Source organism: Microlunatus flavus (assembly GCF_900110855.1).
GTDB lineage: Bacteria > Actinomycetota > Actinomycetes > Propionibacteriales > Propionibacteriaceae > Microlunatus > Microlunatus flavus.
In genome coordinates this window covers 245,729-267,788 of the sequence record NZ_FOFA01000004.1, presented here as the reverse complement: position 1 = coordinate 267,788, position 22,060 = coordinate 245,729, and the positions used below count along the sequence as shown (strand labels likewise).

The 22,060-nt window shown below is 74.3% G+C and carries 18 protein-coding genes and 1 pseudogene; 17 read left to right on the top strand and 2 right to left on the bottom strand.

Annotation, left to right across the window (positions count from 1 at the left end):
* Positions 1-2 precede the first annotated feature (2 nt).
* Positions 3-932 (bottom strand): AAA family ATPase, encoded by a 930-nt coding sequence (locus tag BMY04_RS11970; protein ID WP_091180756.1) that lies wholly within the window; start codon positions 930-932, stop codon positions 3-5.
* A 534-nt stretch (positions 933-1,466) separates the two neighbouring features.
* On the opposite strand from BMY04_RS11970, the gene mraZ reads away from it, so the two are divergent.
* The 15 genes and pseudogenes from mraZ to BMY04_RS11895 all read left to right on the top strand — a co-directional run bounded on the left by mraZ (position 1,467) and on the right by BMY04_RS11895 (position 19,603).
* Entirely contained in the window at positions 1,467-1,892 is a 426-nt protein-coding gene (gene mraZ, locus BMY04_RS11965; RefSeq protein ID WP_091180325.1) for a division/cell wall cluster transcriptional repressor MraZ, read from the top strand.
* A 224-nt stretch (positions 1,893-2,116) separates the two neighbouring features.
* Positions 2,117-3,289 (top strand): 16S rRNA (cytosine(1402)-N(4))-methyltransferase RsmH, encoded by a 1,173-nt coding sequence (gene rsmH, locus BMY04_RS11960; protein ID WP_091180319.1) that lies wholly within the window; start codon positions 2,117-2,119, stop codon positions 3,287-3,289.
* A 4-nt stretch (positions 3,290-3,293) separates the two neighbouring features.
* Entirely contained in the window at positions 3,294-3,899 is a 606-nt protein-coding gene (locus BMY04_RS11955; protein WP_091180316.1) for a cell division protein FtsL, read from the top strand.
* 11 nt (positions 3,900-3,910) lie between these two features.
* Positions 3,911-5,938: a peptidoglycan D,D-transpeptidase FtsI family protein gene (locus BMY04_RS11950; protein WP_091180313.1), complete on the top strand. Its 2,028-nt coding sequence runs from the start codon at positions 3,911-3,913 to the stop codon at positions 5,936-5,938.
* A gap of 58 nt (positions 5,939-5,996) precedes the next feature.
* Complete coding sequence (locus tag BMY04_RS11945; protein ID WP_232506316.1) at positions 5,997-7,529, top strand: UDP-N-acetylmuramoyl-L-alanyl-D-glutamate--2,6-diaminopimelate ligase; 1,533 nt, start codon at positions 5,997-5,999, stop codon at positions 7,527-7,529.
* Complete coding sequence (locus tag BMY04_RS11940) at positions 7,526-9,019, top strand: UDP-N-acetylmuramoyl-tripeptide--D-alanyl-D-alanine ligase (protein WP_091180308.1); 1,494 nt, start codon at positions 7,526-7,528, stop codon at positions 9,017-9,019. Before BMY04_RS11945 ends, BMY04_RS11940 begins: the two co-directional genes overlap by 4 nt.
* Positions 9,016-10,089 (top strand): phospho-N-acetylmuramoyl-pentapeptide-transferase, encoded by a 1,074-nt coding sequence (gene mraY / locus BMY04_RS11935; RefSeq protein WP_091180305.1) that lies wholly within the window; start codon positions 9,016-9,018, stop codon positions 10,087-10,089. Before BMY04_RS11940 ends, mraY begins: the two co-directional genes overlap by 4 nt.
* Positions 10,090-10,263: 174 nt before the next feature.
* Positions 10,264-11,784 carry a UDP-N-acetylmuramoyl-L-alanine--D-glutamate ligase gene (gene murD, locus BMY04_RS11930; RefSeq protein ID WP_091180302.1) on the top strand — a complete coding sequence of 507 codons (1,521 nt, stop codon included), beginning with the start codon at positions 10,264-10,266 and terminating at the stop codon, positions 11,782-11,784.
* A 61-nt stretch (positions 11,785-11,845) separates the two neighbouring features.
* A complete protein-coding gene (gene ftsW / locus BMY04_RS11925) occupies positions 11,846-13,195 on the top strand; it encodes a putative lipid II flippase FtsW (protein ID WP_232506314.1) in 1,350 nt (449 codons plus the stop codon).
* Complete coding sequence (locus BMY04_RS11920) at positions 13,192-14,325, top strand: UDP-N-acetylglucosamine--N-acetylmuramyl-(pentapeptide) pyrophosphoryl-undecaprenol N-acetylglucosamine transferase (protein WP_232506313.1); 1,134 nt, start codon at positions 13,192-13,194, stop codon at positions 14,323-14,325. The genes ftsW and BMY04_RS11920 overlap by 4 nt, the downstream gene beginning before the upstream one ends.
* A pseudogene (murC, locus tag BMY04_RS11915) lies at positions 14,325-15,761 on the top strand (UDP-N-acetylmuramate--L-alanine ligase); the annotation flags it as partial. The gene BMY04_RS11920 and the pseudogene murC, both read left to right, overlap by 1 nt.
* A 119-nt stretch (positions 15,762-15,880) precedes the next feature.
* Complete coding sequence (locus BMY04_RS11910; RefSeq protein ID WP_170854097.1) at positions 15,881-16,630, top strand: cell division protein FtsQ/DivIB; 750 nt, start codon at positions 15,881-15,883, stop codon at positions 16,628-16,630.
* Between the two features lie 564 nt (positions 16,631-17,194).
* Entirely contained in the window at positions 17,195-18,430 is a 1,236-nt protein-coding gene (gene ftsZ / locus BMY04_RS11905) for a cell division protein FtsZ (RefSeq protein ID WP_091180293.1), read from the top strand.
* Positions 18,431-18,567: 137 nt separating this feature from the next.
* Positions 18,568-19,149, top strand: coding sequence for a cell division protein SepF (locus BMY04_RS23535; RefSeq protein ID WP_269766216.1), 582 nt, complete (start codon positions 18,568-18,570; stop codon positions 19,147-19,149).
* A gap of 160 nt (positions 19,150-19,309) precedes the next feature.
* Positions 19,310-19,603: a YggT family protein gene (locus BMY04_RS11895; protein ID WP_232506311.1), complete on the top strand. Its 294-nt coding sequence runs from the start codon at positions 19,310-19,312 to the stop codon at positions 19,601-19,603.
* Positions 19,604-19,738: 135 nt separating this feature from the next.
* On the opposite strand, the gene BMY04_RS11890 is transcribed toward BMY04_RS11895, so the two are convergent.
* Positions 19,739-20,158, bottom strand: coding sequence for a DUF4240 domain-containing protein (locus tag BMY04_RS11890; RefSeq protein ID WP_091180286.1), 420 nt, complete (start codon positions 20,156-20,158; stop codon positions 19,739-19,741).
* 182 nt (positions 20,159-20,340) lie between these two features.
* Between BMY04_RS11890 and BMY04_RS11885 the strand changes: the two genes are divergently transcribed.
* Complete coding sequence (locus BMY04_RS11885) at positions 20,341-21,282, top strand: DivIVA domain-containing protein (protein WP_091180283.1); 942 nt, start codon at positions 20,341-20,343, stop codon at positions 21,280-21,282.
* A 190-nt stretch (positions 21,283-21,472) separates the two neighbouring features.
* Positions 21,473-21,991: a TraR/DksA family transcriptional regulator gene (locus tag BMY04_RS11880; protein ID WP_091180279.1), complete on the top strand. Its 519-nt coding sequence runs from the start codon at positions 21,473-21,475 to the stop codon at positions 21,989-21,991.
* The last annotated feature ends 69 nt before the right edge of the window (positions 21,992-22,060 follow it).

Genomic DNA, 22,060 nt, shown 5'->3' with positions numbered 1-22,060 from the left:
GCTCAGCGGGCCGGGGCGCGGTCGGGCACGCGCACCTCGGCGACGGCGCGGTGGATGACCTCCTCCGCGCTGCGGCGGGCCAGCTGCGCGTGGGTGGAGAGCAGCACGCGATGGGCGAGGACGGGGACGGCCAGCGCCTGGACGTCGTCGGGGGTCACGTAGTCGCGGCCCTGGAGGGCGGCGTACGCCCGCACCGCCCGCAGCAGCTGCAGGCTGGCGCGCGGCGAGGCGCCGAGTCGCAGGTCGCGCGAGGTGCGCGTCGCGCCGACGACGGAGACCAGGTAGTGCTTGACGGCCGGCGCCACGAACACCTCGGCGACCGCGCGGATCAGGCCGCGGACGGTCGCGGCGTCGGTGACGGGGCCCAGCCGCGACAGCGGGTCGGAGGACCCGTGCGAGTCGAGCATGTCCAGCTCGGCGTCCGGCGTCGGGTAGCCCATCCGCAGGCGGGCCAGGAAGCGGTCGCGCTGCGCCTCGGGGAGGGGGTAGGTGCCCTCCATCTCGATCGGGTTCTGCGTGGCGACGACCATGAACGGGGCGTCGAGCAGGTAGGTCGTGCCGTCGACGCTCACCTGCCGCTCCTCCATGGACTCCAGCAGCGCCGACTGGGTCTTGGGCGAGGCCCGGTTGATCTCGTCGCCGACGACGACGTTGGCGAAGATGCCGCCCGGCTTGAACTCGAAGTCGCGCGTCTCGGAGTTCCAGATCGAGACGCCGGTGATGTCGCTGGGGAGCAGGTCGGGCGTGAACTGCACCCGGCGGACCGAGCAGTCGATCGAACGCCCGATGGCCTTGGCCAGCATCGTCTTGCCGACGCCGGGCACGTCCTCGACGAGCAGGTGGCCCTCGGCCAGCAGCACGACCAGGGCGAGGTCGACGGCCTCGCGCTTGCCCTCGATGACCTGCTCGATGGCCGCACGGACGCGGCCCATGACCTCGACGACGTGCGCGACCGACAGCTCGGGCTCGGCACCCTCGTCCGGACGCGTGCCGGTGTCGACGCTCAGGCTCACGGGCCTCCCCTTCGTCCCCGTCCGACGGCAGCGGGACGGGTCCCGACGGGTCTCCTGCCGTGCTCGCGCGCAGGCCCGCGGACGCTCAGGCGCCCCCTCGTGCCGTGCCCGCTCATCGTATGCGCGCGCCCGAAACCTGGTCGGCGCGACGGAAAGTCCACGACCGGGACGATCTCCGACCGGTTCGCGGCGCCCGTCGCTCCCGCGTGCCTCCACCACGCCCCACCGCGCGGGTCCTGGCCGCCGGGCACCCGCTGCGCAGCCGGCACCGCCCGCAGGGGTGCCGCTGTGCACGCGGCGCCTCGGCGTGTGCCCGGTGCCGCTGGCGGCAGGCGGTCCGGGGAGCGCCGCGCCCATCAGGAGGGGCGCTGTGGGGGAAAGTGGAGTAAAGTGGCACGCAGTGGAGGTCAGCGGTGACTTCGGCCCTGGTCGGGGAGTGAAGGAGGCGGGCCCGTGTTCCTCGGGACCCACACTCCGAAGCTCGACGAGAAGGGCCGGCTGATCCTCCCGGCGAAGTACCGCGACGAGCTGGCGGAGGGCCTGGTGATCACTCGCTTCCAGGAGCGCTGCCTGGCCATCTGGCCCGTCGCGACCTTCGCCGAGCTGGTGCAGGGCGTACGAGGCGCCTCGTCCAGCCAGCAGGTCCGCGACTACCAACGCATGCTCGCGTCGGGGGCGTCGGACGAGACGCCGGACAAGCAGGGCCGCGTCACGATCCCGCAGCACCTGCGGGCGTACGCCGGTCTCGAGCGCGACTGCGTCGTCGTCGGGGCGATCAACCGCGTGGAGGTGTGGGACGCCGCGGCCTGGACGGCGTACGAGGCGAGCAAGGAGTCGGCGTTCGCCGACCTGGACGACGTGGTCTTCCCCGGCGTCTGAGGACTTCCCCCCTCATCCACCGCGGCAGGCAGCGAGCAGGACCAGCAGGACCAGCAGGAGCAGGACGTGCCGAGCGGCTTCAACCCGCAGGCCGGCGCCCTGGCACCCCTTCCCCGGTGCCAGGTCGCCGCCAGGCCTCGGGTTGGAACCACCCGGCACGTCCCGCGCAGGGCACGGAGCAGGACAGCGCGCACGGCAGGGCAGGGTCGAGGTCAGGGTCGGACATGACGGAGCACGAGGGCGGGGAAGCCACCTCCCCCCACGCGCCCGCCCCGGCGACCCCTCGGCACGTGCCGGTGATGCTCGACGAGGTCCTGGCGCTGCTCGTCCCGGCCCTGCAGCCCACGCCGGAGCACCCCGCCCCCGTCGTCGTCGACGGCACCCTCGGCCTCGGCGGCCACTCGGCCGCGCTGCTCGAGGCCTGCCCGCAGGCCCGGCTCGTCGGTCTCGACCGAGACCCGCAGGCCCTGGCCCTGGCGGGGGAGCGGCTCGCGCCGTACGGCGACCGCGTCACCCTCGTCGAGGCCGTCTACGACGAGCTCCCCGAGGTGCTGGAGCGGGTCGGGCACCCGCGGGTGCAGGCCGTGCTGCTCGACCTGGGGCTGTCGTCGCTGCAGATCGACTCCGCGGAGCGGGGCTTCGCCTACGCCGCCGACGCCCCGCTCGACATGCGCATGGGCCGTACGGGTCCGACCGCCGCCGAGGTGCTCAACACCTACGGCGCGCGCGAGCTCGCTCGGGTGCTGCGCCGCTACGGCGAGGAGCGCTTCGCCGACCGCATCGCCCGCCGGGTCGTCGAGGCCCGCGAGGTCGAGCCGTTCGAGCGCTCGGGCCGGCTCGTGGAGCTCCTGCGCGCCGCGGTGCCGATGGCCTCGCAGAAGTCCGGCGGCCACCCCGCCAAGCGGACGTTCCAGGCGCTGCGCATCGAGGTCAACGGCGAGCTCGCCGCGCTCGAGTCGGTGCTGCCGAGCGCCGTCTCCGCGCTCGCGCTCGACGGCCGGATCGCCGTGCTGGCCTACCACTCGCTCGAGGACCGGCTGGTCAAGCAGGTCCTCGCCGCCGGTGCCGCCGACCGGGCGCCGCGCGGCCTGCCCGTCGTCCCCGACGAGCTCAAGCCCGAGCTGCGCCTGCTGACCCGCGGCGCCGACCGGCCCGGCGAGGCCGAGGTCGCCGCCAACCCCCGTGCCGCGTCCGCACGCCTGCGCGGCGCCGTCCGCGTCTTCGATCCTCGAGCGCGCCCTTCGGGGGGACGACCCCCCGCACCCCCCGCGGCGGTTCCGCTCGCTGGCGCTCCCGAAACCGATCCCTCGGGGGGACGACCCCCCGCACCCCCCGCGGCAGTTCCGCTCGCTGGCGCTCCCGAAACCGATCCTCGACCCCCCGAGACCAGGAGGTGAGCGCGTGAGCGCACTCACGACCGCACCCGCCAAGAAGCACGCCCGCCCGCAGCCGGAGACCGCCCGACCGGCGCTCCGGCCGCTGGCCACCCCGGGGCGGCGGATGGCCCGGCTGCCCTTCCTGATCGTGCTCATCGCGGCCTTCGGGCTCGGCATGGCCGGGCTGCTGCTGCTCAACACCACCCTGCAGAACCAGGAGTTCGAGGCGCGCCGCCTCAGCAGCCAGGCCAGCCAGCTGACGTATGTGCAGGATGACCTCGAGTCGCAGCTGCAGACCGTCTCCTCGCCCGCCTCGCTGGCGCAGAAGGCGTACGCCCAGGGGATGCGGCCCAACGTCCACGCGGCGTTCCTGGTGCTGCCGGACGGCACCGTCGAGGGCAAGCCGCAGAAGACCAAGGGGACCGAGATGCGCTACCTCGCGCCGGGCAACGCCGAGCGGCTGACCGCCGACCGCGCGGCCGAGGAGGCCGCGAAGAAGGCCGGCGCGCGGCAGACGTCGGAGGCGTCGCAGCAGGCGGCCGACGGCGCCGCCCTGGCGGTCGCCGGGGTCCTCGCCGGCGCCGACCCCGCCGCGCAGACCGCCCCGCAGACCGCCCCCGCCACCCGCTGAGAGGCCGCCGCATGCCGCAACGCCGCCCGCACCCCGCCGCCGGCCGCACGTCTCGGACCGACGCCTCCGGGCAGCGCACCGACCCGGCGCGCCGCCGCCCGGCGGGGTCGTCCGGGTCGTCGGGCGAGGCCCACCGGCGCGGCGAGCGGATCCTGCGCGACGGCAGCCGCGAGCGTCCGCGCACCCAGTCCGCGCCGCGCCCCGCCGCGACCCGCAGCGGGGCCGGCGGCCGCGCCCCGGCGAAGGCGCGCACCGCCCCGCAGCGCCGCCCGGTGCCGCGCACGCCCCTCACCGCGATCCGGGTGCCGCTCGGCTCTTCGACCCACCGCGTCCACGTGGTCCTCGTGATCATGGCCATGGGCCTGTCGCTGTGCGCCGGTCGGCTCCTGCAGCTGCAGGGCTTCGACTCCGCCCGCTACACCGCCGACTCGATCGACGCCCTCACCCGGACCCTCCCGCTGCTGCCCGCCCGCGGCGAGATCACCGACCGCAACGGCCAGGTGCTCGCGTCCACCCAGCCGGCCGTCGCCGTCACCGCCGACCCCACGCTCGTCGGGCCCAAGGCGCAGCAGGTCGCGGGGATCCTCGCGCCGTACCTGCAGATGACGCCCGAGCAGCTCGTCCCGCTCCTCACCAAGCCGGACACGCACTTCGTCTACCTCAAGAAGAAGGTGCCGGCGCTCACGTACACCAACCTGGCCGCGGACCTGGCCAAGGCCGGGATCTACGGGGTGTTCCGCGAGTCCGACCCCATCCGCACCTACCCCGACGGGGCGGTCGGCTCGTCGGTGGTCGGCTTCGTCGGCGCCGACGGCAAGGGGCTCGGCGGCCTCGAGCTCTCGATGAACAAGGAGCTCTCGGGCGTCGAGGGCACCGAGACCTACGAGAGCGCGCCGAACGGCAGCAAGATCCCGCTGGGCAACAGCACGGTCACCCCGGCCCAGAACGGGCTGAACTTCCGCTCCAGCATCGACTCCGAGCTGCAGTGGATGGTCCAGCAGCGCCTGGCCACCCAGGTGCAGCGCACGCAGTCCGACTACGGCATGGCCATCGTCATGAACGTCAAGACCGGGGAGGTGCTCGCCATGGCGAACGCCCCGACCTTCGACTCCTCCGACCCCTCGGCCGCGGCGACCGAGTCGCGCGGCAACAACGCGATCTCCTCGCCGTACGAGCCGGGCAGCGTCGAGAAGGTCCTCACCTCCGCCGCGCTCTTCGACTCCGGCGCCGCGACCCCCGAGACGCGCCTGTCGATCCCGTACCGGCTGCAGTCCGGGCCGCTGTCGATCAAGGACGCGTTCCAGCACACCAGCGACCCGCTCCGGCTCCGCGTGCGCGGCGCGGTCGCCCAGTCCTCGAACATCGGCATGGCGCTGGCGACGCGCCAGATGAACCGTGAGCAGCTGCACGACTACTACGTGAAGTTCGGCCTCGGGTCGACGACCGGCGTCCAGCTCCCCGGCGAGTCGGCCGGCATCATCCCGCCGCCGGACATGAGCAACATCCAGCGCGACCAGGTCGCCTTCGGCCAGGCCATCTCGGTGACCGCGGTGCAGATGGCCGCGGCGATCTCCGGTGTCGTGAACGGCGGCATCTACCACCCGCCGACGGTGGTCTCGCAGGTGACCGACGCCGACGGCAACACCGTCGACCTGGACAAGCGCGAGCCGCGCCGGATCATCTCGGCCAAGGCGTCGGCCCAGGTCCGCGACGTCATGCAGGCGGTCATGGACAGCGACAACGGCCAGAAGAACCTCCGCCTCGACGACTGGACCAGCGGCGGCAAGACCGGTACGGCCCAGCGCGCCGACCCCGAGCTGCACCGCTACAAGGGCTACGTCACCTCGTTCGTCGGCTTCGCCCCGCTGAACGACCCCGAGATCTTGACCTACGTGGTGATGAACAACCCCAAGGGCAGCTTCGACACCGGCACGAGCACGGCGAACCCGGTGTGGCGCGACGTCATGAAGTACGCGCTGCCGCACTTCTCGGTCGCGCCGGACGCGCAGCCGATCAAGCCGAAGCCCACGACCTGGTGAGCAGCGAGCGACGTCGGCGATCCGCGGGGCCCGCGGCGTGACGACTAACGTCGTCGAGGTGTCAGGGAGAGCGGGGGCCGGGCTCCGGCCGCGACGCGTGACCCCGGTCGCGCTCGACACGCTCGTCCCGGGCGCGGCCGCGGTCGCGGTCTCCGGGGTCACGCTGGACGCGCGCCTGGTCGAGCCGGGCGACCTGTTCGTCGGTCTGCCCGGCCGGCACCACCACGGCGCCTCCTTCGCGGCGCAGGCAGCGGCCGCGGGGGCCGTGGCGCTGCTCACCGACGCCGCCGGGGCGGACCTGGCCGGCGGCGTGCTACCCCTCGCGGTCGTCGACGACGCGCGTCGCGCGATGGCGCCGGTGGCCGCGCGCGTGTACGGCGAACCGGCCTGCGCGCTCACCACGTACGGCATCACGGGTACGCAGGGCAAGACGACGACCGCCTACCTGCTCGACGCCGCGCTGCGGGCCGCGGGCACCTCGACGGGGCTGGTCGGCACCGTCGGCTTCAGCCTCGACGGCCACGACCTCGGCGGCTCCCGGACGACCGTGACGACACCGGAGTCGCCGGAGCTCCAGGGCCTGCTCGGCCACCTCGTCGAGCGGGGCGCGCAGGCGCTGGTCATGGAGGTGTCCTCGCACGCGCTGGTGCTGGGCCGGGTCGACGCGGTCGTCTTCGACGTCGCCGCGTTCACCGGCTTCGGCGAGGACCACCTCGACTTCCACGGCGACGTCGAGTCCTACTTCGAGGCGAAGGCCTCCCTCTTCACGCCCGAGCGCGCCCGGCACGCCGTCGTCAACCTCGACGACGAGCGGGGCCCGGAGATCGTGCGCCGGGCCCGCGCCGCCGGGCTGCCCGTGACGACGACGGGGTTCGGCCGGGACGTCGACGTCCACCCGGTCCGGATGGGGCCCGTCGACCGGGGCCGGTCCGGCCTGCGGGTGCGGGTCGGCGACCGCGAGCTCGAGACCTGGCTGCCGCTGCCCGGCGAGCACAACGTGCGCAACGCCCTCACCGCCCTGGCGATGGTGGCCGCGAGCGGCGGCGACCTCGGCGCGGCCGGCCGCGGGCTCGAGACCGCCTCGGTGCCGGGCCGGATGCAGCGCGTGGACCTCGGCGACGGGGCCCCCGCGGTCTTCGTCGACTTCGCGCACACGCCGCAGGCGGTGGCCGCGGCCGTCGCCGCCCTGTCCGACACCCACCGCGTCGTCGTGGTGCTCGGGGCCGGCGGCGACCGGGACCCGGGCAAGCGCCGCCCGATGGGCCACGCCGCCGCCTGGTCGGCGGACGTCGTCGTCGTCACCGACGACAACCCCCGCGGGGAGGACCCGGCCGCGATCCGCGCGGAGGTCCTCACCGGGGCGCGGTCAGCGCTCGGCCGCGCCGTCGAGGTCGTCGACGGCGGCGACCGCCGGAGCGCGATCGCCACCGCCCTGGCGCTGGCCGGGCCTGACGACGCCGTCCTCGTGCTGGGCAAGGGCCACGAGCGCGGCCAGGAGGTGGCCGGCGTGGTGCACCCCTTCGTCGACGCCGACGTGGTGCGCGAGGCCTGGGCGGCCCGCCAGCAGACGACCGGAGAGGTGGCGCCGTGATCCCGCTGCGCGTGGGCGAGGTGGCCGCGGTCCTGGGCGCGCTCGTCGAACCGACCTCCAGCGCCCCCGTCGACCTGGACCGCGCGGCGTCGCACGTCACCGCCGACTCCCGCGCCGTCGCGCTCAGCTCGCTGTTCGTCGCGCTGCCCGGCGAGCGGGTCGATGGGCACGCGTACGTCGGCCAGGCCTTCGCCGCGGGCGCCGTCGCCGCGCTGGTCGCGCACGTCGTGCCGGACGCACCGGGGCCGCAGCTCGTGGTGGCGGACCCGCTCGAGGCCTTCGGACGCGTCGCCCGGCACGTGGTCGACCGGACCCGGGCGACCCCGTCCCGGCCCGAGGGCCTGCGGGTGGTCGGGCTGACCGGGTCGCAGGGCAAGACGTCGACCAAGGACCTGCTCGGGGCCGTGCTGGCCGCCGCCGGGCCGACCGTGGCCCCGGCGGGCAACCTGAACAACGAGCTCGGCGTCCCCCTCACCGTCACCCGGGTCGACCGCACCACGCGCTTCCTCGTGGCCGAGATGGGCGCGCGGGGGATCGGCCACGTCGCGTACCTCTGCCGCATCGCCCCGCCCGACGTCGCGGTCGTGCTCAACGTCGGCCACGCGCACGTGGGCGAGTTCGGTGGGCAGGACGCGATCGCCCGGGCCAAGGGCGAGCTCGTCGAGGCGCTCGGCGCGGACGGGGTCGCCGTGCTCAACCGCGACGACCCGCGGGTCTGGGGCATGCGGTCCCGCACGCGGGCGCGCGTGCTGCCCTTCGCGGTCGTCGACCCCCAGGCGGGCCGTCCTGCGGCGCCGGACGAGCCCGACCTCGTGTGGGCCGACGGGCTGGGGGCCGACGACCGGGGCCGGTACCGGTTCACCCTGCACGTGCGCACGGCCGGTGAGGACGAGCAGGGTGCGGTGGCGCTGCGCGTCACGGGCCGCCACCAGGTCGCCAACGCCACCGCCGCGGCGGCCGCGGCGACCGCGCTGGGTGTCGACCTCGCCACCGTCACCACCGCGCTCAGCGCCGCCGAACCCGCCTCGCGCTGGCGGATGGAGGTCGACGACCGAGCTGACGGCGTCACCGTCGTCAACGACAGCTACAACGCCAACCCGGCCTCGATGGCCGCCGCCGTCGACACGCTCGCCGAGCTCGGCCGCGGGCGCGGGCGTACGTGGGCGGTCGTCGGCGACATGCTCGAGCTGGGCGCCGAGGCGCCCGCGCTGCACGCCGCGCTCGCCGCTCAGCTGGCCGCCGCGGAGGTCGACGAGGTCGTCGCCCTGGGCGAGTTCGCGCCGCTGCTCGTCGAGGGCCAGCCCGGTCGCGCGCGGGTCGCCCGATCCGCCGCGGAGGCGGCGGCGTGGGTGCGCGCCGACGTCCTGCCCGGCGACGTCGTCCTGGTCAAGGCGTCGCGTGGCCTAGCCTTGGACGTCGTGGCCGACGAGATCCTGCGCGCACCCGACCGCGAGCGTGCGACGTCTCCCGAGGCCGGTGGCGGCGCGTGAAGGTCGTCTTCCTCGCCGGGATCCTGTCGCTCCTGGGCACCCTGCTGGGCACCCGGCTGGCCATCAAGGTCCTGGTCAAGAAGGGCTACGGCCAGCTCATCCGCGACGACGGGCCGACCTCGCACCACGTCAAGCGGGGCACCCCGACCATGGGCGGGCTCGTCATCATCGCCTCGGTGCTGATCGCCTACACGGTCAGCCACCTCATCACCTGGACCCTGCCGTCGGCCTCCGGGCTGCTGGTGCTGTTCCTCTTCACGGGCCTCGGCGTCGTCGGCTTCCTCGACGACTTCATCAAGATCAGCCGGCAGCGCTCGCTGGGCCTGCGCAGCAAGGCCAAGATCGCCGGGCAGTCGCTGGTGGCCATCGTCTTCGCGCTGCTCTCCCTGCAGTTCCCCGACGAGCGGAACGTCCGGCCCGCGTCCCAGGCGATCTCGTTCCTGCGTGACATCCCCTGGCTCGCGCTGCCCGTGGTGCTGGTCGTCCTGTGGGTGATCCTGCTGATCGCGGCGGCCAGCAACGGGGTGAACCTCACCGACGGGCTCGACGGGCTCGCGTCCGGCGCCTGCGTGATGATCTTCGGCGCGTACACCCTCATCAACATCTGGCAGTACAACCAGTCCTGCGCCTACGTCGCCTCGGCCGGGCCCAAGTGCTACGAGGTGCGCGACCCGTACGACCTCGCCGTGGTCGCCGTCGCGCTCGCCGGCGCGTGCTTCGGGTTCCTGTGGTGGAACGCCGAGCCCGCGAAGATCTTCATGGGCGACACCGGGTCGCTGTCCCTGGGCGGGGCGCTGGCCGGCATGGCGATCTTCACCCGCACCGAGCTGCTGCTCATCATCCTCGGCGGGCTGCTCGTCATCGAGGTCATGTCGGTGGTCATGCAGGTCAGCTACTTCAAGCTCACCCACGGCAAGCGCATCTTCAAGATGTCGCCGATCCACCACCACTTCGAGCTGCTGAACTGGGCGCAGGTCACGATCGTCATGCGCTTCTGGATCATCTGCGGCCTCTTCGTCGCCGCCGGCCTGGGCATCTTCTACGCCGAGTGGGTCGCCGGCAACGCCTAACCTTTGTCTCCGCTTCGCTCCGACGCGGCCCGGCGCTCCACGCCCCCGGCTTCGTCGCTCCTCGCGAGGCGCGACCCCTGAGGCTCGCTGCGCTCGCGGGGCCGCACCTCACTCATCGCTCCTCACTCCGGGGGCGCGCCGGACCGGCGTGGGTCAAGGAAGGACGGGTCAGCCATGACGATCTCCTGGATGAGGACCGCCGACGGGGCGTCGCCCTGGCCGGACGCGCACGTGGTGATCGCCGGGGTCGGGGTGTCCGGCTTCGCGGCGGCGGACGGGCTGCTGCAGCTCGGGGCACGGGTGACCGTGCTCGACGACGCGGCGAGCGAGGCGAACACCGACAAGGGCGCCCTGCTCGAGGTGCTCGGTGCGACCGTGCGGCTGGGGCCGGGCTCCACCGCGAACCTTCCCGAGGCCGCCGACCTCGTCGTGACCACCGGCTTCCCGCCGACCGCGCCGATCCTCGTGCAGGCGGTGGCGCAGGACGTGCCGGTGTGGAGCGAGGTCGAGCTGGCCTGGCGGCTCAGCCGGCCGGCCAAGGTGATCCCCTGGCTGGGGATCACCGGCACCAACGGCAAGACCACGACGACGCAGATGCTGGAGTCGATGCTCGCCGCCGCCGGCCTGCGCACCGCCGCCGTCGGCAACATCGGCCGCCCGGTCATGGAGATCGTGCTCGACACCGAGCCGTACGACGTCCTGGCCGTCGAGCTCTCCAGCCACCAGCTGCACTGGTCGAGCTCGCTCGGCCTGCACTCGGCGGCGGTGCTGAACCTGCAGCCCGACCACCTGTCGTGGCACGGCGGCTACGAGGCGTACGGCGCGGCCAAGGCCAAGATCTACGAGGGCGTCTCGCACTCCTGCGTCTACAACGTCGCCGACCGGGCGACCGAGGCGATGGTGGAGGAGGCCGACGTCGTCGAGGGGGCGCGCGCGATCGGCTTCACGCTCGGCACGCCGGGGCCTTCGATGCTGGGTGTCGTCGACGACCTGCTCGTCGACCGGGCTTTCATCGAGCAGCGCCGCGACTCCGCGCTCGAGCTGGCCTCGCTCGCCGACGTCGCGCTCGCCGCGGGCGTGCCGGAGGGGGACCCACCCCCGCCGCACGTCGTCGCGAACGCGCTGGCCGCGGCCGCGCTCGCCCGCTCGTACGGCGTCCGCGCGAGCGCCGTCCGCGACGGCCTGCGGGGCGTCCGGGTCGGGGCGCACAAGATCCAGACCGTGGGAGAGCGCGACGGGGTGCGCTACGTCGACGACTCCAAGGCCACGAACCCGCACGCGGCCGACGCGGCGCTGCGCGCGTTCGGCGACCCCTCCGACCCGGCCGGGCCGAAGGTGGTCTGGGTCGCGGGCGGCCAGGCCAAGGGCACGCGCTTCGAGGACCTCGTGGCGGCGCACGCCGGACGGTTCCGGGCGGCGGTGCTGCTCGGCGTCGACGCGCCGGTGGTCGCCGAAGCGCTGGCTCGACACGCACCCGATGTGCCGGTCGAGGTCGTGACGACCGCTGAAGATGGTCGGGTGACGCCGGGCGCCAGTGCCGACGTCATGGCACGGGCCGTCGCGACGGCCGCGTCCCTGGCCCGGCCGGGAGACGTGGTCCTGCTCGCGCCGGGCTGCGCCAGCCTGGACATGTTCACCGACTACGCCGCGCGCGGCGACGCCTTCGCCGAGGCGGTGCGCGCGCTCGCTCCCTGACCGGTCCGCCGGGAGGGACGCACGACCGCACGAGCAGCCGCACGAGAAGGAGGAGCCACCTGTGGCGACCCTGACCCCCTCGGACGTCAAGGACCCCGGTCCTCGACCCGGAGGCCGCGGCAGGGGCTCCGCCCGCGCCGGATCGCGCAAGGACCGCACGACCGACATCGCGCCGACCTCGAGCCGCGCTGTCGCCCTCTGGCTGCGGTCGGTCCTCGACCGGCCGCTGACCAGCTACCACCTGGTGCTCGGCTCGGTCGCGCTGCTGCTCGTGGTCGGCCTGATGATGGTGCTCTCGGCCTCGAGCGTGAACGCCTACCTCACCACCGGCGACTCGTACTACTACGTCAAGCGGCAGCTGATCTTCCTCGGCATCGGCGTCGTCGGGGCGGTCGTCATCATGCGGATGCCCGTCGCGACCCTTCGCTGGGTGAGCTGGGTCGGCATGGGCCTGGCGGTCCTGCTGCTCGTGCTGACCTACACGCCGCTGGGCATGACCATCAACGGCAACCGCAACTGGCTCTCGACCGGCGTCGCCGGCTTCGGGATCCAGCCGGCCGAGTTCGCCAAGCTGGCCATGGTCGTCTGGGGCGCCGACGTCATGGCCCGCAAGCAGAAGCTGCTGGACCGCCCGTTCCACCTGCTCGTGCCGTTCCTGCCGGGGGCGCTGGTCGTCATCGCGCTCGTCGTCTTCCAGGGCGACGCCGGCACCGCGGTCGTGCTCGGCGGGATCGTGGCCGGGATGCTGTGGATCGTCGGTGCGCCGGTCCGCGTGCTGCTCGGGCTCGGCGGGCTCGGGTTCCTCGGCGTGGTCGGCCTCTTCGTCACCTCGCCGGTCCGCATGCGCCGGCTGGCGGCGTACCTCGACCCCTCGGTCAACGTGAACGGCATCAACGACCAGGCCCAGGCCGGCATGTTCGCCATCGCCTCCGGCGGCTGGTGGGGCATGGGGCTCGGGGCCAGCCGGCAGAAGTGGGGGAGCCTGCCCGAGGCCCACACCGACTTCATCTTCGCCGTGCTCGGCGAGGAGTTCGGGCTGTTCGGCTCGCTCGTGGTCCTGGCGCTCATCGGCCTGCTCGGCTACGCCGGGTTCCGCATCGCGTCGCGCTCCGACGACCCCTTCTCCCGCTACGCCGCCGGCGGCGTCACCACCTGGTTCGTCGCCCAGGCGCTGTTCAACCTGGCGGTCGTGCTCCGGCTGCTGCCGATCGCCGGCGTGCCCCTTCCCCTGGTCTCGTACGGGGGCTCGGCCCTCATCGGCAACCTGCTCGCCGTCGGCGTGCTGCTCGGCTGCGCGCGCCGCGAGCCGGCGGCGCGTGCCCTGATCAGCGCCCGCCGTTCCGGTGACCGCCCGCGCGTGACCGTGACCACCGGGACGACCGGCTCGCGGCGCACCCGGAGCCGCGCGTGAGCGCACCGGTGTCGGTCGTGCTCGCCGGCGGCGGCACCGCCGGCCACACGTCGCCGCTGATCGCCACCGCCCAGGAGCTGCTCCGCCTCGCGCCGGGCACCCGGGTCACCGCCGTCGGGACCGCCCGCGGGCTGGAGAGCACCGTCGTCCCGGCCGCCGGCCTGCCGCTCGAGCTGATCCCGCCGGTCCCCATGCCGCGGCGACCGGGGCCGGACCTGCTGCGGGTGCCGGGCCGGCTCGCCGCGGCGGTGCGCGCCGCGGGTGCGGTCCTGCGGCGCACGGAGGCCGACGTCGCCCTCGGCTTCGGCGGCTACGTCTCCACGCCGGTCTACCTCGCGGCGCGGCGCCTCGGCGTCCCCGTCGTGGTCCACGAGCAGAACGCCCTGCCCGGCCTGGCCAACCGGCTCGCGGCCCGGGTGACCCGCGAGGTCTACATCTCCTTCCCCGGCACGCCGCTGGCCCACGCCACGCTGATCGGCCTGCCGCTGCGCCGGGGGATCGCCGACCTCGACCGCGCCGCGGCCCGCCCGGCGGCCCGGGAGGCGCTGGGCCTCGAGCCCGAGGGCGGGGGGCGTCGACCCACCCTCCTGGTCAGCGGCGGCTCGCAGGGCGCCGCCAGCGTCAACGCGGCCGCGCGCGGGGCGGCCGACGACCTGCTGCGCGCCGGCGTCGACGTGCTGCACGTCCTCGGCCCCAAGAACTTCCGCGACGACGACGAGCGACGCGTGGACGCCGAGACCGGGGCGACGTACGTCCCCCTGGCCTACGTCGAGCACATGGAGCAGGCGTACGCCGCGGCCGACCTGATGCTCGGACGCTGCGGGGCCGGGACCGTCATGGAGACCGCGACGGTCGGGCTGCCCTGCGTCTTCGTGCCCTACCCCCACGGCAACGGCGAGCAGGCCCGCAACGCGGCGCCCGTCGTCGAGGCCGGCGGCGGCCTGCTGCTGGACGACGCGGACTGCACCCCGGGCTGGGTGGCGGCCGAGGTGCCGACCCTGCTCGGCGACCCGGACCGGCTCGCCGCGATGGCGCGGGCGCTGGCCGGCACCGCGAGACGGGACGCGGCCACGGTCCTGGCCGAGCGCACACTGGCCGTCGCCGCCAGCACGGGTGAGGAGGAACGCTGATGCCGCTGCTCGAACCGGTCGAGCTCGTCCCGCCCGCCCAGCTCGGCGGGGTCCACTTCATCGCCGTCGGCGGGTCCGGCATGAACGGCATCGCCTCGATGTTCCTCGACCTCGGCGTCCCGGTCAGCGGCAGCGACCGCTCCGACTCGGCCTACCTGCGCGGCCTCGCAGCCCGCGGCGCCGGCGTCCACGTCGGGCACCGCGCCGAGCAGCTGGGCGACGCGCAGACCGTGGTCGCCTCGTCCGCGATCCGCGAGGACAACCCCGAGCTCGCCGAGGCGCGCCGCCGGGGCCTGCGGGTCCTGCACCGCAGCGCCGCGCTGGGCTCGCTGATGCTCGGCCGGCGGGGCGTCGCCGTCGCCGGGACGCACGGCAAGACCACGACGACTGCGATGGTCGCGGGGGCGCTGGTGGGCGCCGGCCTCGACCCCTCGTACGTGATCGGCGGCTCCTTCACGGGCAGCAAGAGCGGCGGGCACCTCGGCCGCGGCGACGTCATGGTCGTCGAGGCCGACGAGAGCGACGGGTCCTTCCTGCAGTACCCGGCCGAGGTCGCCGTGGTGACCAACGTCGACCCCGACCACCTGAGCAACTGGGGCACCGCGCAGGCGTACGCCGACGGCTTCGTCCGGTTCGCGACGGCGTCCGCCGTGCGCGTGCTGGTCGTGAGCGCCGACGACCCCGGCGCGGTCGAGCTGACCGCGACGGTGCGGCGCCACGTCGAGGAGTCCGGCAGCGGGCCCGAGGTCGTCACCTTCGGGCAGGCCGTCGACGCGGACGTGCGGATCACCGGCGCGACGTTCGCGGGCACGGGCTCGAGCTTCCGCCTGGGTCGGGGCGGCGTCGGCGGGCCGCTGACCCTCGACGTGCCCGGCACCTACAACGTCGCGAACGCCGCCGCCGCGTACGCCGTCCTCACCTCGCTGGGCGTCGACGACCAGACCGCGCGCGAGCAGCTGTCGACGTACGCGGGCACCAACCGCCGCTTCCAGCTCGTCGGCACGGTCGACGGCGTGCGCGTGTTCGACGACTACGCCCACCACCCGACCGAGGTGGCCCACACCCTGCGGGCCGCCCGCACGGCCGTCGACGGGCAGCCGGACGGCGGTCGGGTGGTCGCGGTGCTCCAGCCGCACCTCTACACGCGGACCCGCGACCTGTTCCGCGAGCTGGCGGACGCCGCGTCGATCGCCGACGAGACCGTCGTGATGGACGTGTGCGGCGACCGCGAGGACCCGATCCCGGGCATCACCGGCGCGCTCGTGGCCGACGCGGTGCCCGCGGGGACCGCGCACGTGACCTACGAGCCCGACTGGGACTCCGCCGCGCCCGTCGTGGCCGGCCTCGCCCGGCCCGGCGACCTCGTCGTGACCCTCGGCTGCGGCGACGTCACCAAGGTCGCGCCGCTGATCGTCGACGCCCTCGCGCACCGGGCCGACCGTTCGGTCCGCACGCACGGGTCGGCGGCCCCCCAGGCCGACGCACCGGGACCCGGCGACGACGAGGCGGCCGCCGCCGACGCGCTCGGGCGCCACGAGGCGGGGGAGGGGAGCGCGTGACGAGCACCGCCGCGCCGCCCCGCGCCCCGCTGACGCCGACGCGGCCCTCGCTGGCCGAGCAGCGCGACCGCCGCACGCGCCGGCGTCGCCGCGTCCTGCGGGCCGTCCTCGCCTTGGTGCTCGCGGCGGTCGTCGGCACCGCGGTCTGGCTGGTCTACTTCTCCTCCGTCTTCGCCGCGCGCAGCGTGGACGTGGTGGGGGTGCGCGAGCTCAGCCGCGACCAGGTCACCGCCGCCGCCGCCGTCCCGCTGGGCCGGCCGCTCGCCCGCCAGCCCCTCGACGCCATCGCCCGGCGGGCGACGTCCCTGCCCCAGGTGGCCGCCGCCACCGTGACGCGGGAGTGGCCCGGGAAGGTCCGCATCACGGTCACCGAGCGCCAGCCGCTGCTCGGCGTGGCCCAGCCCGGCGGGTTCCTCGTCGCCGACAAGGCGGGCGTCGTGTTCGCCGCGAAGACCGTGCTGCCGGCCGGCGTCGTGCAGGTGAGCGCCGACCCGGCCAACCGGCCGCTGCTGGTCGAGCTCGGCTCGGTGGTGCTCGCGCTGCCCGCCGACGTCCGCGCCCAGGTGACGAGCATCGAGGCGGCCACGCCCGACTCGATCCGGCTCCGCACCGCCTCTGGTCTGGTGATCGTCTGGGGCGACGCGTCGGAGTCCCCCCTCAAGGCGCAGGTCGCCACCGCGCTGCTCGCCTCCGGTGCCAAGACGTCCATCGACGTCTCCGCCCCGCACGCGCCTGCGACCCGCTGACCGCGCGGGTACGTCCCGGAGCTCCGGGCGCGCTGAGCGCAACACCACGCCCCTCAGCCTGGTCGGTGGTCCTGCTGAATCCGGGTCGCTCGATGCGGCTCGTCGGCCGCGCTGAGCGTGGAACTCCGGCTCCTGCGCGATCGAGCGACCCGCTTTCAGCAGCGAGGGGGACGAAGCCTGAGCGGAGGGCGGCCGCGGGGCGGCGCCCGTGGTCGAGGGGCCCGGCTCGGTTCGGCGCCTCAGGACGCTCGCGCCGACGAGCTCCAGGAACGTCCGGGCTGCCGTACCGCTCACCGCTCGGCAACCCCGGGTTCGTCTCACCCTCAAGTGGATCTCCAGAGATCCGGGGGTTCGGGCGTGCCGGACGCGTGTCGGGCTGGCGCCACGTGGACTTCGGCGGACGGCCCTCGATAGATTCGTCCCCGTTCGCGTCTCCCCTCGTCGACCTGCCTTCCCCGGGTCGGCCCGCCGGTCTCGACCCCAGGTCGAGGTCCGGAGGTCCGGGTCGGAGGAACGTCGGACGAGCCGGTCGAGCGCGCAAGCGAGAACGAGAAGGAAGCCCCCGTGGTCTCTGCGTCACAGAACTACCTGGCCATCATCAAGGTCGTCGGCGTCGGTGGCGGTGGTGTCAACGCCGTCAACCGGATGATCGAGGCCGGCCTGCGCGGCGTGGAGTTCATCGCCGTCAACACCGACGCCCAGGCGCTGCTGATGAGCGACGCCGACGTCAAGCTCGACATCGGCCGCGAGCTCACCCGCGGCCTCGGTGCCGGCGCCGACCCGGACAAGGGCCGCCAGGCCGCCGAGGACCATGCGCAGGACATCGAGGACGCGCTCAAGGGCGCGGACATGGTCTTCGTGACCGCGGGCGAGGGCGGCGGCACCGGCACCGGCGGCGCGCCCGTCGTGGCTCGCATCGCCCGCGCGCTGGGCGCGCTGACCATCGGCGTCGTGACCCGGCCGTTCTCCTTCGAGGGCAAGCGCCGCGCGACGCAGGCCGAGTCGGGCATCGGAAGCCTCCGCGAGGAGGTCGACACGCTGATCGTCATCCCGAACGACAAGCTGCTCCAGATGGTCGACCACCAGATCGCGATCCTCGACGCGTTCAAGCAGGCCGACCAGGTGCTCATGCAGGGTGTCTCGGGCATCACCGACCTCATCACCACCCCGGGCCTGATCAACCTCGACTTCGCCGACGTCAAGGCGGTCATGTCGAACGCCGGCTCCGCCCTGATGGGCATCGGCTCCGCGCGGGGCGAGGACCGGGCCCGCGCCGCGGCCGAGATGGCCGTGAGCTCGCCCCTGCTGGAGGCCAGCATCGAGGGCGCGCACGGCGTGCTGCTGTCGATCGCCGGTGGTTCCGACCTCGGTCTGTTCGAGGTGTCGAACGCCGCCGACCTCATCCAGGCGGCCGCGCACGAGGACGCGAACATCATCTTCGGCACCGTGATCGACGACGCCCTCGGCGACGAGGTCCGCGTGACCGTCATCGCCGCGGGCTTCGAGGGCGGCCAGCCCCCGCGTCGCCAGCCGGGCGTCAGCCGGGCGGCGGACCTGCGCAGCAGCGGCCAGCAGGGCGGCCAGCAGGGTCAGCAGGGCGGCGGCCAGCATGGCGCGGGCCAGCGCCCGTACTCCTCGGCGCCCGCCCAGGCACCCTCGTTCGAGTCCCCGCGCCCCGTCCCGGCGGCGACGCCGAGCGGTGCTGCCGCCGCTCCGGCCCAGGCCCAGCGGCCCGCTCCGCTGCGCCCGCCGAGCCCGCCGGCCGACGACGACCTGGACGTCCCCGACTTCTTGAAGTAGGCCGCGTGTCGACGGTCGGCGTGCCCGGAGGGCCGCCGGCCGGCCGGTAGTGTCGACGACGCCGCTGCTCCCGCGAGGGAGGGGCGGCGTCGTGACGACCAGTGACGAGACAGCGCCGACAAGACCGAGGGGCGACGATGGCGGACAGACTCAAGCGGGCCGGCGCATGGCTGGGCCTGTGGACCGAAGACGACCGCTATGCCGAGTACGAGGTCGACGACGCCGAGCGCACCGAGGGCATCAGCCGCGAGGAGCTCATCGGGGCCCAGGAGCGCGAGCGGGCCACCGGTACGGCCGGTGGCGGCAGCGTGACCACGCTGCAGAGCAAGCGCCCCTCCACCACGACGATCGCCCCGGCCCACGTCGCGCCGGTCGCCGCCCAGGCCGCCGCGCCGGTCCCCACGCAGCTGCCGGCCGCCGCCCCGCGGGCCCGCACCGCCGACCTGTCCCGCATCACGACGGTCCACCCGCGCACGTACAACGAGGCCCGCACGATCGGCGAGCACTTCCGCGACGGCGTCCCCGTGATCATGAACCTCTCGCAGATGGAGGACGTCGACGCCAAGCGGCTCGTCGACTTCGCCGCCGGCCTGATCTTCGGGCTGCACGGCACCATCGAGCGCGTGACCAGCAAGGTGTTCCTGCTCTCCCCGCAGAACGTCACCGTCACGGCCGAGGACAAGGAACGCATCGCGGGCGGGTTCTTCAACCAGAGCTGACCCCGGCCCGACCACGGCCGGCCGCGCACCGCCAGCCCCCGGCGGCAGCGTGGTGGCGGAGCGGGTCGCCGGAGCCGGCGCCACGTCCTCCGGGTCGACCTAGACTGGAGACGTCCGAGGAGCGTGGAGCCCGAGGACCGGAAGAGGTGAGGAGCGCGTGGTGCTGGTCGGCGTCATCATCGGCTGGGTCCTGTGGATCTTCATGCTCGTCCTGTTCGCCCGCATGATCCTGTCCTGGGTGCCCGTGCTCGTGCGCGACTGGCAGCCGCGCGGCCCGCTGCTGGTGCTGGCGGAGGTCGTCTACTCGATCACCGACCCGCCGCTGCGTGCGCTGCGCAAGGTCCTCAAGCCGGTCCGGGTCGGCAACATGAGCCTCGACCTGGCCTTCATCGCGCTGTTCCTGCTCGTGAGTATCCTCATGCAGGTCAACCGCGCGGTGTTCTACAGCTACTGAGGTCGATCGGCCTCCGACCCTCGCCCTGAGGGTCCGGTCCCCGCTGACCTCGCCCCTGAGCCTGGCGCTGGTCGTTCCCGATGCCTCGGCGGCGCGACGTCAGAGCTCTGGCCGGCGCACGGCGGTCACGCCGGCTCAGCCGAGGACGCGGTGGGCGAGCGAGTCGCGCAGCACGGCGCCGACCGTCTCCAGCAGCTGGCGTCCCAGGCCGGTCGGCCAGCCGCCGGGAAGCAGAGCGGGCTCGGCCAGGACGACGCGCCAGGCGTCCTCGCCGTGGGCGACCACCGTGGCGCGCAGCTCGGTGAAGTCGACAGGGCACGCCAGCTCCGGCGCCGCCCAGGAACGGGCGTGGTCGCCGTCGCGGGCCGTCTCGAAGGCGTACGCGGCCTCCGCACGGTGGTCGGCGGTGTTGAGCGAGGCCAGCACCTCGTCCAGCCAGATGCAGAAGGCGTCGAGCTCGCTGTCGCGCAGCGACGCCAGCTCCTCGGCCAACCGGTCCGCGTCGAGGTCGGGACCCATCGACGCGATGGTCGACCAGTGGGTGCTGCGGCTCATGCTGGGGCCTGCCTCGCTCGAGAACGACCGTCAAGGCTGAGAGTCGCTCAGTCGAGCGTACGTCGCTCCACAGCAAAGGCGGAGGGCGGTCGATCCCGGACACGGGTGACGTCGGATACGGTGGTCGGCGGGTCGAAGGGCCCGGTACCGCTCTGTCTCCACGAAGTTCTGAGGTGTGTCCGATGACGCTGTCGCTCGACGATGTTCGCAACAAGAGGTTCCGCATGGCCCGCAAGGGCGGCTACGAGGTCCTCGAGGTGGACGAGTTCGTCGACGAGGTGGAGGAGAGCTTCGCGCAGCTGTTCGAGGAGAACGCCAACCTCAAGAAGCAGGTCGACGCGCTGAAGTCGTCCTCCGGCGACCAGGCCCCGACGCAGGCCGCGGAGACGAGCACGCCCACCGAGGCGCCCGCCGCCGTCGAGGCGGACCAGCCCGTCGCCGCCCAGCAGTCCACGCAGCAGTCCACGCAGCCGACGGCGCAGCAGGCGCCGAGCGCGCCGACCCGCGACGCCGAGCACATCGTCGTCACCACGAGCGCCGAGGCCAGCAGCGCGGTCGTGCGCCTGGTCCAGCTGTCGACCGAGCAGGCCGAGCACCTGGTCCGCGAGGCCAACGAGGAGGCGTCGCGGATCCGCGACGACGCCAACCGCAACGCGCAGCAGGTCACCGAGGACGCCCGTACGCGGGCCGACCGCGTCGAGTCCGAGGCCCGCGTGAACGCCGAGCGCGTCCAGACCGAGGCGCAGAACCGCTCCGAGTCCCTCGAGCGCGAGCTGTCGGAGCGGCGTACGCAGCTCTTCGGCGACCTCGACCGCGAGCGCGCCAGCCTGACTGACACCGTGGCCCGCCTGCGCGACTTCGAGCAGCGCTACCGCTCCAACCTCGGCGACCACCTGCGCGGCCAGCTGGAGTCCCTCGACCACCTCGGCCTCGAGCCGGAGGGCGGCCCCGAGCGCACCGCTCCGCGTGAGGGCGGCGACGCCGCTCCCCAGGGCCAGGACGAGACCAGCGTCCGGCCCGCGGAGCCCGACGCCCACGCGAAGCAGGACGACGGCTCGTCGTCCGACAACGGCCAGAGCAGCGCGACCCCGCGCCTGGACGCGCTGCTCGGCGAGCAGCGCTGACCCGACCGAGACACCTCGCCGCGGCGTCCTGACGGGCGCCGCGGCAGGCACGCCGGCCGGAGCCGGGACGCACCCGGACGTGCCGGGCCTGACGCAGGACCCTCCTCGGGGACGACCCGGGGTTCTTCGTCGTTGAAGAAACGCAGACGACCGCCTACTGTCTCTGCGACATCGAGCGAGGGGACCCTTCATGAGCACCACCAAGACCACGGGCACCTCCGTGGCCAACCCGTCGGCGACGGGTCAGCGGGTCGCCCCGAGCGTCCACGCGCTCCCGGTCCAGCACGCCGACCGTCCGGGTGTGCAGGTCGACCCGGCCAGCCTCCCGGTCCGCCCGGGCGAGGACCCGTGGACGGAGGAGGAGCTCGACGAGGTCCGCACCACGCTGACCGAGGACGTCGAGCGCTTCTCCGAGCAGGTCGCCACCTCGAACGCGGAGCTGCACAACCTGCTCCGCGACGGCACCGAGGGCGCGGGTCGTGACCCGGCCGACGTCGGTTCCGCGAACTTCGAGCGCGACGCCGAGATGAGCCTGGCCAACAACGCCCGCGAGATGCTCGACCAGTCGCAGCTCGCGCTGCGCCACATCGAGCTGGGCGTCTACGGCCGCTGCGACAACTGCGGCCAGCCGATCGGCAAGGGCCGTCTCCAGGCCTTCCCGCGCGCCACGCTCTGCGTGAGCTGCAAGCAGCGCGAAGAGCGACGCTGAGCCCGTCGACCCCCGTCGCACCCGGCTCCGAGCCGGGGGAGACGGGGGCCGCCGAGGAGCAGGCCGCAG

Bases quoted from the DNA above. Each gene is read 5' to 3' on its own strand.
- BMY04_RS11950 (WP_091180313.1), top strand. From the start codon at position 3,911: ATGCCGCAACGCCGCCCGCACCCCGCCGCCGGCCGCACGTCTCGGACC.
- BMY04_RS11970 (WP_091180756.1), bottom strand. From the start codon at position 932: ATGGGCCGCGTCCGTGCGGCCATCGAGCAGGTCATCGAGGGCAAGCGC.
- rsmH (WP_091180319.1), top strand. From the start codon at position 2,117: ATGACGGAGCACGAGGGCGGGGAAGCCACCTCCCCCCACGCGCCCGCC.
- BMY04_RS23535 (WP_269766216.1), top strand. From the start codon at position 18,568: ATGGCGGACAGACTCAAGCGGGCCGGCGCATGGCTGGGCCTGTGGACC.
- BMY04_RS11885 (WP_091180283.1), top strand. From the start codon at position 20,341: ATGACGCTGTCGCTCGACGATGTTCGCAACAAGAGGTTCCGCATGGCC.
- murD (WP_091180302.1), top strand. From the start codon at position 10,264: ATGACGATCTCCTGGATGAGGACCGCCGACGGGGCGTCGCCCTGGCCG.
- BMY04_RS11890 (WP_091180286.1), bottom strand. From the start codon at position 20,158: ATGAGCCGCAGCACCCACTGGTCGACCATCGCGTCGATGGGTCCCGAC.
- BMY04_RS11880 (WP_091180279.1), top strand. From the start codon at position 21,473: ATGAGCACCACCAAGACCACGGGCACCTCCGTGGCCAACCCGTCGGCG.